The sequence below is a fragment of the Endozoicomonas sp. YOMI1 genome, assembly GCF_024606345.1.
GTDB lineage: Bacteria > Pseudomonadota > Gammaproteobacteria > Pseudomonadales > Endozoicomonadaceae > Endozoicomonas.
Genome location: NZ_JAHHPM010000457.1, coordinates 19,849 through 37,306, shown reverse-complemented (window position 1 = coordinate 37,306; position 17,458 = coordinate 19,849). Strand labels below are relative to the sequence as shown.

At 49.1% G+C, this 17,458-nt stretch carries 13 protein-coding genes; 3 read left to right on the top strand and 10 right to left on the bottom strand.

Going from position 1 to position 17,458, the window contains the following annotated elements; translation table 11 throughout:
* Positions 1-466 precede the first annotated feature (466 nt).
* The 3 genes from KDK15_RS16300 to clpB all read right to left on the bottom strand — a co-directional run bounded on the left by KDK15_RS16300 (position 467) and on the right by clpB (position 5,185).
* Complete coding sequence (locus KDK15_RS16300) at positions 467-1,114, bottom strand: hypothetical protein (RefSeq protein WP_257296445.1); 648 nt, start codon at positions 1,112-1,114, stop codon at positions 467-469.
* 539 nt (positions 1,115-1,653) lie between these two features.
* On the bottom strand, positions 1,654-2,457 hold the full coding sequence (locus KDK15_RS16295; RefSeq protein ID WP_257296444.1) for a Cof-type HAD-IIB family hydrolase: 804 nt from the start codon (positions 2,455-2,457) through the stop codon (positions 1,654-1,656).
* Positions 2,458-2,602: 145 nt separating this feature from the next.
* Entirely contained in the window at positions 2,603-5,185 is a 2,583-nt protein-coding gene (gene clpB / locus KDK15_RS16290; protein WP_257296443.1) for an ATP-dependent chaperone ClpB, read from the bottom strand.
* Positions 5,186-5,398: 213 nt separating this feature from the next.
* Between clpB and KDK15_RS16285 the strand changes: the two genes are divergently transcribed.
* Positions 5,399-5,875, top strand: coding sequence for a hypothetical protein (locus KDK15_RS16285; RefSeq protein ID WP_257296442.1), 477 nt, complete (start codon positions 5,399-5,401; stop codon positions 5,873-5,875).
* A 45-nt stretch (positions 5,876-5,920) separates the two neighbouring features.
* Here the strand turns inward: KDK15_RS16285 and pgeF are convergent, their stop codons facing one another.
* Together pgeF and rluD are read right to left on the bottom strand one after the other, a co-directional pair.
* Entirely contained in the window at positions 5,921-6,673 is a 753-nt protein-coding gene (gene pgeF / locus KDK15_RS16280; RefSeq protein WP_257296441.1) for a peptidoglycan editing factor PgeF, read from the bottom strand.
* Between the two features lie 17 nt (positions 6,674-6,690).
* Complete coding sequence (gene rluD / locus KDK15_RS16275) at positions 6,691-7,650, bottom strand: 23S rRNA pseudouridine(1911/1915/1917) synthase RluD (protein WP_373691390.1); 960 nt, start codon at positions 7,648-7,650, stop codon at positions 6,691-6,693.
* Positions 7,651-7,935: 285 nt separating this feature from the next.
* Between rluD and KDK15_RS16270 the strand changes: the two genes are divergently transcribed.
* Positions 7,936-8,880: an outer membrane protein assembly factor BamD gene (locus KDK15_RS16270; RefSeq protein ID WP_257296439.1), complete on the top strand. Its 945-nt coding sequence runs from the start codon at positions 7,936-7,938 to the stop codon at positions 8,878-8,880.
* Positions 8,881-8,917: 37 nt separating this feature from the next.
* Positions 8,918-9,118, top strand: a complete 201-nt coding sequence (gene yacG / locus KDK15_RS16265) for a DNA gyrase inhibitor YacG (protein WP_257296438.1) — start codon at positions 8,918-8,920, stop codon at positions 9,116-9,118.
* A gap of 137 nt (positions 9,119-9,255) precedes the next feature.
* On the opposite strand, the gene KDK15_RS16260 is transcribed toward yacG, so the two are convergent.
* The 5 genes from KDK15_RS16260 to KDK15_RS16240 all read right to left on the bottom strand — a co-directional run bounded on the left by KDK15_RS16260 (position 9,256) and on the right by KDK15_RS16240 (position 17,450).
* Positions 9,256-10,773: a hypothetical protein gene (locus KDK15_RS16260; protein ID WP_257296437.1), complete on the bottom strand. Its 1,518-nt coding sequence runs from the start codon at positions 10,771-10,773 to the stop codon at positions 9,256-9,258.
* A gap of 207 nt (positions 10,774-10,980) precedes the next feature.
* A complete protein-coding gene (locus KDK15_RS16255) occupies positions 10,981-11,955 on the bottom strand; it encodes a Nudix family hydrolase (RefSeq protein ID WP_257296436.1) in 975 nt (324 codons plus the stop codon).
* Between the two features lie 45 nt (positions 11,956-12,000).
* On the bottom strand, positions 12,001-13,218 hold the full coding sequence (gene argJ / locus KDK15_RS16250) for a bifunctional glutamate N-acetyltransferase/amino-acid acetyltransferase ArgJ (RefSeq protein WP_257296435.1): 1,218 nt from the start codon (positions 13,216-13,218) through the stop codon (positions 12,001-12,003).
* Positions 13,219-13,363: 145 nt separating this feature from the next.
* A complete protein-coding gene (secA, locus tag KDK15_RS16245; protein WP_257296434.1) occupies positions 13,364-16,099 on the bottom strand; it encodes a preprotein translocase subunit SecA in 2,736 nt (911 codons plus the stop codon).
* A 415-nt stretch (positions 16,100-16,514) separates the two neighbouring features.
* The gene (locus KDK15_RS16240; RefSeq protein ID WP_257296433.1) at positions 16,515-17,450 is read right to left on the bottom strand and encodes a M23 family metallopeptidase; all 936 of its coding nucleotides are present in this window, start codon (positions 17,448-17,450) and stop codon (positions 16,515-16,517) included.
* Positions 17,451-17,458: the final 8 nt, after the last annotated feature.

Here is a 17,458-nt window from a genome sequence, read left to right as displayed (position 1 = left end):
CAGACTCATACGCTTTGTGAAACTCCAAATACAAGGAGTGTGAGTTAAAATATGGATCAGCCATTGAATAATTGAATAATTGAATAATTGAATAATCGCATCAGAAGTTAGGACTGTTCTTTCTTATCAAAGTTCCTCTCTGAACACAAACTACTCAGAATTAATGTCAACCAAGCATAAGGAAATACTATGGCTATTAACAATAGCGATGTAGAACTCTTCGAAAGACAGCTCCTCGCGGATGAGGAAAACGGCGGTAGTCGGGGTTCTCGAATGACGGTCAAAGCCTTTTTGCTCTATCCAAAGCGGCTAATGAAACCAAGGTGTTGACGCCCCCGGATAACCGACAGTTTACCGTTATCTTTGATCGCCACAATGAAACGCCCATAGAGGCATAGCAGGTTTTACCGTTTGCCTATCCAGAGGACAGCAACCAGAATCTTCTTACCCTTCGATTGCTGACTACTCAATCAACTTGAAAAGCGGGCAGGAGTGGAGAAATAGAGGTTGATTCAACCTTATTATTTTTTGTTTTATTCAATTCTGTTAAAAAGTTGGCAGCTTGCCTGGCAGCGATTTTTGCTTGTTCTTTATCACCGGTATTCTTGAAAGCTCTATAGTAAGCCTTTTGGTAAGCTTTTTGGTAAGCAGCCAAGTGAGTCTTCTGGTAAGCCTTCTTGTAAGCCCTCCGTTTTTCGGACTGCTCGTAAGCCTTCTGGCAAGCCTTCCCTTTCTTGGACTGTGCGTAAGCTCGTCTGGAAGCCTTCCCTTTCTCGGACTGTACGTAAAACTTCTGGTAAGCTTTCTGGTAAGCCTTCCCTTTCTCTGACTCACGGTAAGCCTTCTGGTAAGCCTTCCCTTTCTCGGACTGTGCCCAGGCTCGTTTGCAAGCCTTCTGTTTTTCTGACCGTTCGCAAGCCTTCTGGCAAGTCTTATCATGAGAGATAGTCAGAGATTCACCAGGATTGTGATGAATATCAGCAACAGATAAGCTTTGTGAGGTTGATTTCCCTAAACCTGAAATACTTTTTCCAGCAGTGTCTTTCAATGTTGAAGTAAGTGGAAGATGATTAGCATTTATAGAGTTTAAGTGAGAACTCGCTTCACCGGCCATACTCCAAACCCGATCAATTCTTAATTCTGACCGGTCGGTAAGCATGTTAGTATTTTGATCGATTGATTGGTATGCCCCGGGTTTATGTGATAAGTCTAACGGCTCGCTTTGTTCAGAGTCTTGAGAAGAAATAACTTTGGCTGGCACTTTTTTAAAATGGAGATCACTGAATGGGTTGTTGAAGCTTGCACCACATGGGATCAAGACGTTTAAATACTTGCCCGGCGCAGTTTGTTCAACTTGCAGTCCAAATGCTAAACCTCTTTGCTGCGGCCAGCCAGTCAAAACCAATCCATTGCTTGACATAACAGACTCATACGCTTTGTGAAACTGCAAATACAAGGAGCGTGAATTAAAATATGGATCAGACATTGAATAATTGAATAATTGAATAATTGAATAATTGAATCAGAAGTAAGGACTGTTCTTTCTTATAAAAGTTCCTCTCTAACACAAACCACTGTCAATGAAAACGGTGGTCACTGTTGATGGCCATGCCGATGAAGCGATGTGGCAAACGGACCACCAACAGGAAATCGTTAAAGGCAGTACAGCTTCGCCAGGTACTCAGCCACCGAGTGGGTATCACAATGACCAATACACTCAAATCCCGGCAGACTGTTCACCAGCGATGGGTCAGCATTACCCATCACAACACCTTTACCGACGCTGGACAGCATCTCAAAGTCATTCATACCATCACCAAAAGCAATGGCATCCTGCAGCCCATAACCTTTCAGCTTTAGCACCTCTTCCAGTGCCGTCCCCTTGCAAACACCAGGCGCCATAATTTCAAAGCACTCAGGCAGAGAGTAGGTCATATAAAGCTGATCACCATACAATTCACGAGCCTGGTCAGATAATGGCAATAAGTCAGCGTGAGATTCCGCGACAAAAAAGATCTTCTGGATGGCAGGGGTTTCAACAGCATCAAAATCAGCCGTATGATAGGTAAAGCCGCTCTCCTTACTGAACGCATGGAGGTCCCTATGCTCAACCTCAACCAGCCACTGCTCTCCCTGATAAACGTTGGTATGAACCTTATCTTCAAAGGGTTTTCGCAGGGACAATAATGGATGCACCAGCCCGGGATTAATATCGTGCTGAACAATCATTTCCCCTTTCGGATTATGAACTCTGGCACCATTGCTGGTGATCAGATACATATCCACGTCAAGCTGTGCTCTTATCCTTTCAACATCCTGAAAGTGGCGGCCAGTAGCAAAAATAAATTTGATACCTTTCTCGCTCAGGCCCTGAATGACTTCACGGGTTCTGGGAGAAAGCTCATGCTGTTTGGTTAGCAGAGTTCCATCAAGATCGGATACAACCACTGGATACATAAATACCTCTTGCAAATCCTATTGCAGATTTTACAAAACAGAGGAAGAGTATCCTGAGGAAGCAGGCAGTCCATCTCTTCCCTTGAAAAAGTTACCTGCTAACGTAAGGCTTGGTGGTAAATCGTTCAATCCGTAGTTTTATCAATCAGGAGAACGCCAGCTCTCCATCCTGCACCACCACCTTAATGGTATCACCTGGTTTATATCGGCCAGACAGAATGGCTTCAGCCAGCGGGTTTTCTATGCTCCGTTGAATAGCCCGCTTTAATGGTCGCGCACCATAAACCGGGTCAAAACCGACTTCTGCCAGCTGATCCATTGCCTCGTCAGAGAGCTCCAGCCGGAGGTTATTGTCCGCCAGCCGCCGATCCAGGTTGGCCAACTGTATGCTGGCGATGGATTTGATCTGGCTGGCACCCAGTGGATGGAATACCACTACCTCATCAATCCGGTTAACAAACTCTGGTCGGAAGTGCGTGCCTACCACCTCGATCAGGGTACTCTTCAGCTGTTCAAAATCGGTTTCACCGGTCTCTTTGTTCTGGAATGTCTGAATAAGGTCAGACCCCAGGTTTGACGTCATGACAATAACGGTATTTTTAAAGTCTACGGTTCTCCCCTGACCATCGGTCAGACGACCATCTTCCAATACCTGCAGAAGAATATTAAAAACATCCGGGTGTGCCTTCTCAACCTCATCCATCAGCACCAGAGAGTATGGCTTACGACGCACGGCTTCGGTCAGGTAACCACCTTCCTCATAACCTACATACCCCGGAGGTGCACCTAACAGGCGGGAAACCGAGTGTTTCTCCATAAACTCTGACATGTCGATACGGACGATGGCATCTTCCGTATCAAACAGAAATTCAGCCAGGGCCTTACACAGCTCAGTCTTACCAACACCGGTTGGGCCAAGGAACATAAATGAGCCGTTGGGGCGGTTCGGATCGGCTAACCCGGCCCGGGAGCGCCGCACCGCATTAGAAACCGCAACCACTGCCTCATTCTGGCCAACAACACGTTTATGGAGCGCATCCTCCATACGCAGCAACTTCTCTTTCTCTCCCTCCAGCATCTTGGCAACCGGAATGCCTGTCCATTTGGACACCACTTCGGCAATCTCTTCTTCCGTTACCCGGTTTCTCAGCAGCTGATGCTCCCCGGTTTCCAGGACATCCGCCTGTGCCAGCTGTTTATCCAGTTCCGGCAGGGTGCCATACTGAATTTCGGACATTTTGGTTAAATCACCTGCCCGCCTGGCGGCTTCCAACTCAATCAACAGTTTTTCTTTTGCTTCACGAAGCTTCTGCCCCCCCTGCAACTGGGCTTTTTCTGCTTTCCAGACATCTTCCATGTCGGAATACTCGCGCTCCAGTTCACCAACCTGCTCATTCAGCCTGGCCAGACGTTCCCTGGACGCTTCATCATCCTCTTTCTTCAGGGCTTCCTGTTCTATTTTGAGTTGAATCAGCCGACGTTCCAGTCGATCCATGGCTTCCGGCTTGGAGTCCATTTCCATACGAATACGGCTGGCGGACTCATCAATCAGATCAATCGCCTTATCCGGCAGTTGTCGATCAGTGATATAACGCTGGGACAGTTTGACTGCGGCAATAATGGCCGGATCGGTAATATCAACCCCGTGATGCGCCTCATAGCGTTCCTTCAGGCCACGGAGAATAGCAATGGCATCCTCTTCAGTGGGTTCATCCACCAGCACCTTCTGGAAACGCCTTTCAAGGGCTGCATCTTTCTCAATATACTGCCTGTACTCATCAAGGGTCGTAGCACCGACACAGTGCAACTCACCCCTGGCCAGTGCAGGTTTCAGCATGTTCCCGGCGTCCATGGCACCATCCGCCTTACCGGCGCCCACCATGGTATGTATTTCATCAATAAACAGGATGATCTGGCCTTCCTGTTTGGCCAGGTCATTCAGTACCGACTTCAGCCGCTCTTCAAACTCTCCCCGGAACTTGGCACCGGCGATCAATGCGCCCATATCCAGCGATAGCAGTCTTTTCCCTTTCAAACCTTCAGGCACTTCACCATTGACGATACGCTGGGCCAGACCTTCAACAATGGCGGTTTTACCGACGCCCGGCTCACCAATAATCACCGGATTGTTTTTGGTTCTTCGCTGCAGAACCTGGATCGTACGCCGGATTTCATCATCCCGGCCAATGACCGGATCCAGTTTTCCTTCTTCTGCCCGCTCAGTAAGATCAATGGTGTATTTGCGCAGGGAGTTTCGAGAGTCTTCCGCATTCGGGTCGTCAATAGACGCGCCGCCCCGAATATTTTTAATGGCATTTTCCAGTGCTTTCTGGCTGACTCCCTGACTGCTCAGTAATTTGCCCAGCGGACCACTGTCTTCCATCATGACCAGCAGCATAGTTTCACTGGAAATAAACTGATCACCGGCCTGTTGTGCTTTTTTGTCCGCAAGGTTCAGCATTCGATAGAGAGCCTGAGACGTCTGAATATCACCGGTCGGTGATGACACCCGGGGCAGCTGTTCCAGCATGTCGGCCAGCTCACCACGAAGAGTGTTCACAGCAAAGCCAACCTGCATCAGCAGAGGCTTGACCGAGCCTCCCTTCTGGTCGATAAGCGCAAGCAAAAGATGGATGGGCTCAATCTGACTGTTATCTTTGCCAATAGCCAGAGATTGGGCATCAGACAGGGCTGACTGGAGCTTGCTGGTCAGTTGATCCATTCTCATAATGACCTTCTCCTACTCATGTTCTCTAATCCGATTCTTACTTCTAAAAATATGATTTCATTTGGTTAACTACTTATAGTGCTGGTGTGCGGCATTTCAAGGATGAACGGTAAATCATAAATGCGAAAACGTCTTTTTATTTAATCAACAGGAACCAATCACCTTCATTGCCAGTCTGCTTTTTTTGAGCCCGCCATTATGAGGATTAACTGAATGAACTGTTTAGGTGGCATCAATGGGTTAAATTTCACCCGGCAAAACCCTCAAAAGGTTTCTACTCGATCCGATGCCTATCAAAAAAAACCGCCAAACACCAATAGCCACTATAAACACGAACAAATAGCAACGATAAGTTCTCCGACCCCGTATTTACAAAGTTTCGACAGCCTGTCTGGATACTTCGGAAGAAAAATATTTACTGCGCAAATACCCTCAGAAAGCCAATGGATCGAACTGGTTCTGCGCAAAGTAGAACCTGCACCGGTGACAGCCTGTATGAGCACTTTCCAACCGGCACGTAAGCCTGCTGATCACAGTTACCCGGAAGACAACCGTTGTTTAACCAGACCCGGCACCGAGCAAAAACAGGCATTAGAATCCCATATCCATCGCCGGACTGCTAACTGCACCCGTACCTGTTCACTCCCCACCATTCCTGAGGAACCTTCTCCCTTCCCGGAGCAGAAGTAGGAGGCATTCAAGCGGGTATGGCAAAAGGCTCAGGCAAGGTCTGTATCAGGGCAGGGATGGCACCCTCCAAATCAGGGAGGCCATCCTTCCCGACGCTTTTCCATCACGGCGGTAAGAATAGAAAAGATCAGACTGGTCATATGAACAAAACTCACCGCCGTACACCCGGTTAACGGTAAGCCTGTTCAGCCGCCTGCGCGCCAGTAAATAAAGATCGGCAAGCCAGCGATCACCACGGCCGGGGATAAATGCTTCAGAGCAGCCAATATCTTCTGCCAGGAACTGCTCTCTGACTTCTGGTCCAATCTCGAAATTATGCTGACTGATAGCAGGCCCGAGCCAGGCCATGATGGTTTCCGGAGGCACTCCCATGGAATGAACCGTCGCTTCAAGAACCCCGGCCACTAACCCTTTCCAGCCAGCATGAGCCGCAGCGACTACCGTTCCTTCCAGATTACAGAATAGAACCGGTAAACAGTCTGCCGTTAACACCGCACAGGCTGATCCCGGTTGGCGGGAAACAGCTGCGTCTGCTTCCGTTTCCTGGTTATCAGCATTGGCATCGGCAACCTCAATACCATGTACCTGTTTTAACCACATCGGGGATGTTACCAGATCAAGATCCTGCTTAAGCAGCTGCCGATTTGCCCGAACCGTTTCCCGGTCATCACCGGAGTAAAGCCCAAGGTTGAAGCTGGAAAAACCCGCTGCACTCAGTCCACCCTTTCGGGTAGTCACTAACGCTTTAACACCCTCCGGCGCAGGCCATTCAGCCCAAAGATAGCGTTCACTGCTCACTCACATTCTCCTCTGTCTCAATCAGAGAGCGGCTCATTGGCAGCCAGACTGTCCAACAACATCTGGAAATCAGCGGTCAAGGGCACATCCCATTCCATATACTCTCCCGTCACAGGGTGTATCAGACCAAGCTGACGGGCATGAAGGGCCTGCCGTCTGAATGCTCTCAGAACTGCTTCCAAGGCAGCCGGGCATGACTTGGGCAACTTAAGCCCCCCACCGTACAGGTCATCACCGACCAGGGGGAAGTGCTGGTGACTCATATGCACACGAATCTGATGAGTTCTGCCCGTTTGCAGGTTAAGCCGGATATGCGTGTGCGCTTGATAACGCTTCACCACCCGGAAATGGGTAACAGACGGCTTGCCACCGCGAACAACGGCCATCTTCAAGCGGTTTTGCGGGTGTCGGCCGATGGGCGCATCAACCACACCCCCTCCCGTCATTACGCCTCGAACAACCGCCTCATATTCGCGATGAACCGTACGATCCTGCAGCTGTGCAACAAGGTCGGTGTGCGCTGCCAGAGAACGGGCAACGACCATCAGGCCGGTGGTATCCTTATCCAGCCGGTGCACAATGCCTGCCCGTGGCAACGCTGCATTATCCGGGTAGTGATACAACAGGGCATTGAGCAGCGTCCCGGTAAAGTTTCCCGCAGCGGGATGAACCACCAGACCTGGGGGCTTATTGATCACAATGATATGGTTATCTTGATAAACAATATCCAACGGGATATTCTCCGCCTCCCATTGTCCTTCAGGCTGAACCTCAACGGACAGAGATAACTGCTCCCCGCCATAGAGCTTTTCTTTCGGCTTTCGGGCATCGCCATCCACCACCAGACAGCCCTCACGAATCCAGTCCTGAAGCCGGGCCCTGGAAAACTCCGGAAAACAGGCCGCCGCTATCTGATCAAATCGACGACCACCCTGATCATCAGGCACCGTGACACTCTCTTTGATAGTCTCCTTGATACTCTCTTTGATAAGATGTTTAATAACTTCGCCCATTCAGCAACACTCAGTTCAGAAATTTACTTTCAGTACCAACAACTCAAAAGCACATGGCTACAACAAAGGCACCGTAAAATCTTGTCTTTTCGTTTTCCGGCAGACTATGTTTAAATGCGGGTTTGAGTAAGTCTTTTTATCGGTTCGAAGAGTTTATCACAAGAAGCCTCTGAGGCCTGAGTGGTTGTCGAAAACGACAGAAAATGATGTGTACAGAGCACGGGAAAAGTACGGAAACCAATCAACACCATGACCATCTTGACTGAAAAGTTGACTGCAAAATTGCCCCGGGTACTCCCCCCGTTTGTGACCAGATCCATTTTGATGGTATTTGCCGCTATCATTCTGGCTGGCTGCGCATCCACCGAAAATAAAGAGCAACTCCCGGAAGCCCTGTCTGAGGCCGAGCTTTACCAACTGTCCAGCAAGGCAATTGAGGACGGCCGCTATTCCGAAGCCATTAAATCTCTGAGAACCCTTGAGTCCCGCTATCCTTTTGGTGCATTTGCTGAACAGGCACAGCTGGATATCATTTACGCCTATTTCAAAAATGCCGAGCCTGAAGCCTCCAGGGCGGCAGCTGACCGCTTTATCCGCCTGCACCCGCAACACCCTGATGCAGACTATGCCTATTACATCAAAGGGCTGGCGTCTAACACAGCGTCCATGGGCCTGCTGGAACGATACCTGCCAATGGATCTGACCCGCCGCGACCCTGGCCAGGCCCGGGTCTCATTTAACGAGTTTTCCGAATTGCTGAGCCGTTACCCTGAGAGCAAATACGTACCGGATGCCCGCCAGCGCATGGTTGCTCTGCGTAACCGGCTGGCCGAGTATGAAATTCATGCCGCTAACTATTATCTGAAACGTAAGGCTTATGTCGCTGCGGTCAACCGTGGGCGCTATGTTGTCGAGAATATGCAACAGACACCCGCCGTACCCGAAGCCCTGGCCATTATGGTTGAAGGCTATCAACATCTGGAACTGCCAGAGCCCGCCGGTGAGGCCCTGGAGGTGTTGAGGCTAAACTACCCGAACCACCCGGCACTGGACAAGAATGGCAATTTTGTTGGTTACAAGGTGTTTGAAGACGTGGATCCATCCATCTGGAGCACGCTTACCTTCGGCTTGATTGGCAGCTCCAAACCCAAAATTCAGGATGCACCTCCCCCACAGCCACCTGTGGTGAATTGAGGCGATATACCTTTTTTAAGTCTATCTGGTTAGCAGCATGACCAAAACCGTTAAATGCCCACAGTGCGGAAAAGCCGTGAAGTGGATCCCCGAAAGCAAGTACCGCCCTTTTTGTTCAGAACGCTGTAAGCTGATTGACTTTGGTGCCTGGGCAAAAGAAGAACCTTCCATTCCGGGTGATCCGGCCTTTGATGATCTGATGTCCCGGGAGCTTGATGACTTACCCACCCGACATTAAGCAGCCATGTTTACAAGCTGGAATGGGTATTAGTTCTCAAGACAACATGAAGGCCAATCACAAAAAAACCGGGGATATCCCCGGTTTTTCGAACCAATTTTCAAGCTTTGCTGCCACAGGCAAACGTTAGCTTGAGATCAAAGGTTAGTCTGTAAGATTTCTTCGCCATCACTCTGCAAAAGTTCCCAACTTTCATTACCATCTGAAGCCTCTCCGTGATCTGAAAGAATGCCTTCTCCGGTAACTTTTCGACCAGGAGACATCACAGTTGGATTTTCGGTGTCAATGGAATCCTCCAGAACGTCTTCATTCGTGCCAAAAGACCAAGAATCACCCTCCTCGTAACAAGACGAAACATCATCATCCGGGTGAGAAGCAGGAGCATCACCCTCCGTGCGAAAAGTCACATAATCATCAAACGATAAATCGGACCCACTATCACTATAATAAGTGCTTCCATCTGAGGCTTCTGAAATAACGCTTATGGAACCAGTAACAGAACTATCAGTTTCTATGCTTCCATCAATCCCGGCAAAATCTGGATCAAATGTATCCACTAACCCTATAAGTTCACCAAACAGATGGTCAACACCTGCTCCAAATTGCTTAATTTCTTGATGAAGTTGTTTTCCTCGTTCCACAAACCTGCCAATCTGACTCGGAATGGCACTGACAATTCTTTCTTGAGCGCCTGGCATGCTAATTGTGTACTCAACACTCGGCTCATCGCTGTCTGTAAAGCTTGAAACAGAACCTGTCTCAGAGCAATCATCGGTAGCTTCCAATTCTTTCAAATCTTTCAAATCTTTCATACCTATCAAAAGATCATCCAGATATTTGTCTTGCCAGGTTTTATTATCTTCTTTGAGCCACTCGCTTAACCAATAATCAGCCCTTCCTTCTTCATTGATAGCGCGCTGCTCATGATAATAAGCTTTTTTCTCACAATGATGAGCTACAGCCCTGAAGTTATCCAGACCCGCAGTTAGCTCTACCACTTTTGCAACGTTAGCATCCAATGCTCTCTGCAGCGCATCAATTTTACCATCCTGATCTGCCAGTCTCTGTTCCTGATCTTTTAGTTTTTCTGACTGGTCTGTTAATTCCGCATCCTTGGCTTGAAGTTTATTATGCTGCCTACGGATACAACGTTCTTTGGATTCGCGCTCTTTATGGAATGCCTTCTGTGCCTTCTGTTTCAGGTCAGCCTCGTCTTTCTGGGCATTTCGAACCAGAGCGTCAGTTTCACTTTCAGCACGATTGGCAAGGTCAGCAGTTTCAAGCTTAGCTTTACTGACCTCTGCTTCTGCAACAGAAACCCTCTTAAGCAGTGCTTCTTTCTCCGCTTTCAGCGCTTCAAATTCCGCTTTGGTTGGAATTTTCTTATCAATGGCTTCTTTCTTTTCAACTTGCCTGTCATAAATACTTCTGACACCATGGATTGCATCACCAACCAGTGAAGGAAAAATTCCAAAAGGTACGAAGACTGCCGCAACTGCGCGTCCAAGCCATTTACCGACTGTGCTTCCTTGTTCAAATTTACCGGAAACAGTATCGGCGATTTTGTGGCACCATCTCACAATAGTCCAATCTCTTTTGTGGGGTTCCACAACGGTCATTTGAGGTGCAGGTGCACCACCAACGGGATTAGGCATGATAACTTCCTCTATTTATTGTCTGGGTATTTATTCAAGTGATACTGGTGTTTTAGAGAGGAAAATTATGAGTTGGTTCAATGGACAATTATCTTATTTAGAAATTAAATAAGAACTAGATATATATAAAATGCATAATAAGGGCATGACAGGTCAATAATTGATGGCCCACATAGCTGTGAGCAGGCGTTTAGAAACCGGGAAAAATTAGCCCCGGAACGCCTGAATAGCTGCAACCCCCTGGGCACCCGATTGCCGGGCAAGATTTGTATCTTCCGGACTCATCCCCCCAAGCCAGAACACAGGAACCTTTGCTACTCCGGTGAGCATTTCAGCCCGCTCCAATCCCAGGGGGCTGGCCTCAGGATGGGAAGCGGTTGGCTTGACGGGTGATAGGGTAATAAAGTCCACCGCCATCGCCTCGGCCGCTTTGATCTGCTCCTTATCGTGACATGAGGCGACCAGTAGCTGACTGCTATGCCGCTTTTCAGGCTTAACCGGCAAATCCAGCTGACGGGAGGTCAAATGAAGCCCATGGCACCATGACTCTGCTAGTAAGGAGAAATCCCCTTTGATGATCAGCGTTCCACCTGCTGCCTGAACGAAACTCGACAGTTCTTGTGCCAGCCGGAGATAGTCACTCCCCTCAAGCCAATGAGCCCGGAATTGAATCAGGCGAATACCGTTATCCAGTGCTACCGAAACGCTATTGAAGAGTGTTTCTTTTTCCGCAAAATGACCAGTAATCATATAACGGTCAGGGAGTTGCAGCGCCCGGAGAATCACCTTATTGGCTTCGGGAAACTCATAGTCATTAAGACTGCCCTTCTCAACCCACTGAATCAACTGACCTTCATTACCTTTTGGCTCACCCTGGATACCACTGACAACCCAGGTATCCAGCAATACGGACTTGTCAGGGTAATCATGGCGAATTTTGATTAAGGGTATAAATGTTGAAACGTCAATGTCCAACTCTTCGCGAAGCTCCCGGTTCAAGGCAAGCTGGATATCTTCCCCAGGCTCCACTTTACCACCGGGAAACTCCCACAAACCGCCCATGTGTTTATCTTCAGGACGTTTGGCCAGCAAAACCCGGCCATCGTCCCCAAGAATCACAGCAACCGCCACATGAACAACGTTGCTATTGTCAACCTTGCTTTTTTCGGCTTTTTCGACCATGGCTTTTTCGATAATGGCTTTTCAATAATAATTTGGTCAATACGTTCAGGTGCGATACTCGGCGTTGATCTTTACATACTCATGGGATAAATCAGTAGTCCAGATCTCTTCACTGCAACGACCTGCACCCAGGGAAATCCTGATCAGGATTTCCTCCTGATTCATCACTTTCTGGCCAGCCTCCTCCGTATAACCCACTGCGGGCTGGCCACAGTCAACAATGGCAGTATCACCCAGCCAGATGGATACACGATCAATCTCAAACCCTGGAATATCGGCCCGGCCAACGGCTGCCAGAATTCGTCCCCAGTTTGGGTCACTGGCAAACAGGGCCGTTTTAACCAGTGGTGAATGGGCGACGGTATAAGCCACTTCCAGGGCGTCCTGATGGGAAGCTGCCTCTGCCACTTTTACAGTGACAAATTTGGTTGCCCCCTCGCCATCTCTGACAATTGCCTGAGCAAGCTCAACAGCCACCTCTCGAAGGTTCCCTATCAGTTTCTCTGCCAACGGGGAATCACGGGAAGTAATAGCATCATTACCTGCAGCCCCGGTGGCAACCACCATAAAGCTATCATTGGTTGACGTATCACCATCAATGGTGATCCGGTTAAACGATTGGTTGGTAATGTCCAACAGCAGGTTTTGCAAAAACGATGGTTCAACCGCTGCATCCGTTGCGATATAAGCCAACATGGTTCCCATATTGGGCTTGATCATTCCGGCACCTTTACTGATTCCAGAGACCGTATAGGTGGTTCCCTCATGTTCAAATTGTCGGCTGCTGCCTTTAGGTCGCGTATCTGTGGTCATGATTCCTTCAGCCCCATGCAACCAGTTATCTTCTTTCAAATCAGACAGCGCCGCTGGTAGCGCAGCACAGAGTGTATTGACCGGAAGCTGTTCACCAATCACGCCGGTTGAAAACGGCAGGACCTGCCACTCATGCACGCCAGACAACGTCGCCAGCTCGGATGACGCCTGCCTGGCTGCTGCCATTCCCTGCTCACCGGTTCCCGCATTGGCATTGCCGGTGTTAATCAGAAAGTAACGGGGATCACCGGTTAAGCGCTCACGACTTAAATGAACGGGGGCAGCACAGAAGCGATTAAGGGTAAAAACCCCAGCCACTGAGCTTCCCTTATCCCAGTTCATGACCACAAGATCCCGGCGACCGGGTTTTCTGATACCCGCCATTGCGATTCCCAGGCGGAAGCCCCTGACCGGTTTCACTGCTGCCCATTCCCCAGAACCCGTTGCCATGATTGACTCCATTGCTGATATCGTTGCTTATTTTTGACTGTCATGCGGTGACGATTTTGTTTTCCGCTTTGAGCAGGTGCTTAAGCGCAAACAAAAACGGGCCAGCCTGTTATGGCTGACCCGCAGTTTAAGTTACCCGCTCTGATCAGGCAATTCTACCGTGGCACTGCTTGTACTTCTTACCGGAACCACATGGGCACGGATCATTCCGCCCCACTTTACGACCTTCCCGAACGAATGGCTGGTGAGCTTCAGGTGCTTCCTGCTCTCTGGCTTCAGCTTCTACACCCTTTGCCTGGGCATGTTCAAACTGCATTCTACGGGCCATTTCCTCGCGACGCTGCCGCTCCATCTCAGCAGTTCGATCATCTTCCTGCACCTGCACATGGGAAATAATACGAATAATGTCGTACTTGATATCCTCAAGCATCTGCTGGAATAGCTCAAACGCCTCACGCTTGTATTCCTGCTTGGGGTTCTTCTGAGCATAACCACGAAGATGAATGCCCTGTCTCAGGTGATCCATGGTGGCCAGATGTTCTTTCCACTTGTCATCCAGAATCCGCAGCAGAATATGCTTTTCAAAGTTGCGCAGAACGTCTGCACCGGCCAACGCCTCCTTCTTGCGGTAGGAATCGATAACCCCCTGGAGAATGCGCTCGCGAAGCGCTTCTTCATCCAGACGATCATCTTCATCCAGCCACTGCTGAACCGGCATACGCTCATTAAGCTCGCTGGCCAGCTTCTCTTCCAGACCTTTAACATCCCACTGCTCTTCCAGGCTCTGGGGCGGAATGTGCTGACTGATCAGGCCACTCACCACGTCTTCACGCAGCGCTTCAATACTGGCAGAAACATCATCCGCACTGAGCAGTTCATCCCGCTGGTTATAAATCACCTTACGCTGATCATTGGCAACATCATCATATTCCAGCAATTGCTTACGAATATCGAAGTTGCGACCTTCCACTTTACGCTGGGCTTTTTCGATGGCATTGGTGACCATACGGTGTTCAATGGCTTCACCTTTTTCCATGCCCAGGGCTTTCATAAAGTTCTTGACCCGCTCAGAAGCGAAAATCCGCATCAGACTGTCTTCCAAAGACAGATAAAACCGGGAAGAGCCCGGGTCTCCCTGACGACCGGAACGACCTCTTAACTGGTTATCAATGCGTCGTGACTCGTGTCGCTCAGTACCGATAATATGAAGACCACCGGCCTCAAGCACCGCCATGTGGCGTTTCTGCCAATCCGCTTTAATCTGATCAATTTGCTCCTGAGCCGGGTTATCCAGCTCGGCAACTTCTGCCTTCCAGTTACCGCCCAGCATGATATCGGTACCACGGCCCGCCATATTGGTGGCGATGGTGACCGCCCCGGGACGACCAGCCTGGGCGATGATATCCGCTTCTTTCTCATGGAATTTGGCATTCAGTACCTGGTGAGCAATGCCCGCCTTATCCAGGGCTTTGGACAGATGCTCGGAAGAGTCGATAGAAGCCGTACCCACCAGAACCGGACGCTCGGCTTTCACCGTTTCTTTGATATCTTCAATAATGGCGTCGTATTTTTCAGCAATCGTCAGGTAAACGAGATCATTACCATCCTGACGAACCATCTCTTTGTGAGTGGGAATAACAATCACGTCCAGGCCATAAATCTGACGGAACTCGAACGCTTCAGTATCGGCGGTACCGGTCATGCCGGACAGCTTGTCATAATTCCGGAAATAATTCTGGAAGGTTGTGGACGCCAGAGTCTGACTCTCAGCCTGAATGCGCAGCCCCTCTTTCGCTTCAATAGCCTGATGAAGACCTTCTGAGAGACGACGACCGGGCATGGTCCGGCCAGTATGCTCATCCACCAGCAGAACTTCATTATTCTGAACAATGTATTCCACATTGCGGTTAAACAGCACATGGGCTTTCAGGGCTGAATTCGCATGGTGCAGCAAGTTCAGGTTGTTGGAGGCGTAAAGGCTTTCACCTTCCGGCAACAAACCCTCCTGTTGCAGCAGCTCCTCAATAAACTGATGGCCCAGTTCATTCAACTCAACCTGGCGGGTCTTCTCATCAACCGAGAAATGGCCGATAAGCTCAACGGTATTGGGATCCTGGTCTTCAGGAATGGGTTCCTGTCGTTGCAGCCTTGGAACCAGTTGATTCATCTTTTTATAAAGCACAGATGAATCTTCCGCAGGCCCTGAAATGATCAGCGGTGTTCTGGCCTCATCAATCAGAATCGAGTCAACCTCATCGACAATAGAGAAGAAGAGATTACGCTGGAAACGATCCTCCTTACGGAAGGCCATGTTGTCACGAAGGTAGTCAAAACCAAACTCGTTATTGGTTCCGTAGGTGATATCCGCCTGGTAGGCCTGACGCTTCTCTTGCGGATCCTGCTGCGGGACAACAATGCCCACGCTCATCCCCAGAAACTCATAGAGTGGGCGCATCCAGTTCGCATCACGACGGGCCAGGTAATCATTCACGGTAACCACATGAACGCCCTGATCGGGAATAGCATTCAAATAAGCAGGCAGTGTTGCTACCAGTGTCTTACCTTCACCGGTGCGCATCTCGGCAATGCGCCCTTCATGCAGGGTCATACCACCAATAAGCTGGACGTCAAAATGACGCATGCCCATCACTCGCTTGCCTGCCTCACGAACAACAGCAAACGACTCAGGCAACAGGTCATCAAGGGTTTCGCCCTGGTTGAAGCGGTCGCGAAACTCTCCTGTTTTAGCCTTCAGCTCATCATCGCTCAGGGCAGCCAGGCTTTCTTCCAGGGCATTGATTGATTTGACAATCTTGCTCATCCGTTTCAGCTGGCGGTCATTCCGGCTACCAATAACTTTCTTAATTAAAGAAGCAAACATAAGTTGTTAACAGTCTCACACTCTGTTTCCGGAGCTGTCCTCCTACCAACAATCCGGGCTGGAGCAGACAAGCGCACAATAGCCCGACATTCTATGACAATCACGGCAAAGACTCATCTATATTAGTCGTATTTCTGTACTGTCAATTGAACTGAGTCGGAAAATAAGACTCAACAGAGTGATAAGCAACCATAAAATCCAGAAAAACAGAACTCAGAGAAAATTAACCTGGTATATTCAGCAAACCAATCTTGAAGGCAGATAATATTGCTCTGATTGCAGCATCCTGAAGCCTTGGCCAGGGGTGGAAAAATCATAAAACCGCATCTTCATCTCATCCGTGAACTTCGCCGTCGTTGTAGAGTACGAAAATAATGCCAGTCCCAAGGTAGAAGAAAAAAATCAGCCTTATATGCTACTTACTTGCTCTGTAGATATATCTCGAAGGATCCTGAGGCTTACCATTTTTCAAAACCTCAAAGTGTACATGTGGTCCGGTTGACCGACCGGAACTGCCCATTTTGGCAATAGCCTGCCCTCTGGTGACAATATCACCGACTTTGACCAGACTTTCATCATTATGGGCATAACGTGTTAAATAGCCATTGCCATGATTAACCTCCACCAGAAGCCCAAAGCCTGAGCGGGTGCCTGACCAGACAACAACACCTGCAGCAACGGAAATAATGTCCGAGCCGCGCTTACCGGCAAAATCCACACCATTATGCCAGGCACCCTTACCAGTAAACGGGTCTGTACGGCGACCATAACGGGAAGAGAGCCAGCCTTTTCTGACGGGCAAACCTGCCAGAAATGCATCGTCATGAAGGGTTCTGTTGGAAATAAGATTATCCAGAAGGTCCAGCTGTTCTTCACGGTTATCGATCTGATCCGCCAATTGATCAATAGCATCAATCAGACTCACCTTGCTGTAGGTTGCTTCTGCCTCAGCAAACTCCTGAGGGCCACCCAGCGCAGGAATGTCACTGAAGTCAAACTCACCATCATCCAGCCTTGCCTTGCTGGTAAGGCGTTCGCCAAGGGCATCAAGTCGGGTCATACGCCCTTGAAGTTCAGAAAGCCTGAGCATCAGAGCATCCAGCTGGTTTTGTGCCTGCTGACGAACAAGGCCAAGATCTTGTTGCTGTGTATTCAGAACCTGTTTCCAGTTTTTTACGCCTTCACGGGTTAACATATGCTCCTGATTATTGGTCAACCAAGCATACATTGTACCACCACCAACGGCCATGGATAGCAATAAGGCACAGCAACACAAAATCCCTACCCATTTTCCACTTCCGGAATAAGTTCGGGTTCGAGAATGACCTTGATTAACGACAATAATTTTCATTAGCAGCC